This window comes from Pseudomonas sp. SIMBA_041, from assembly GCF_046535095.1.
Lineage (GTDB): Bacteria > Pseudomonadota > Gammaproteobacteria > Pseudomonadales > Pseudomonadaceae > Aquipseudomonas > Aquipseudomonas mucoides.
In genome coordinates this window covers 1-233 of the sequence record NZ_JAWRXJ010000980.1, presented here as the reverse complement: position 1 = coordinate 233, position 233 = coordinate 1, and the positions used below count along the sequence as shown (strand labels likewise).

The window sequence follows — 233 nt, the reverse complement described above, 5'->3', positions numbered from 1 at the left end:
CCCGGCGTTTCATCGCTACTTCCATCATCGTGAGCTTTAAAGATATAGTACTTTCCTAAGCATATCTTGAATATCCGCAGAGCCCTCTGAATCAAAACAATCTATTCCGATATCGATCTTCACAACTCGGTCCGTTATTTGGACTGCATCTATCCAATCTGCAACCATCACTCGTTGTTTTCGGTTATTTCCGACTCGCTTCCAAAATAGATCACTGAGCCACATATTACTAC

1 pseudogene is annotated in these 233 nt (G+C 42.1%); it reads right to left on the bottom strand.

Annotated features, from left to right (window positions below):
* Positions 1-36 precede the first annotated feature (36 nt).
* Positions 37-233: pseudogene (locus tag SB725_RS34060) on the bottom strand (hypothetical protein); the annotation flags it as partial.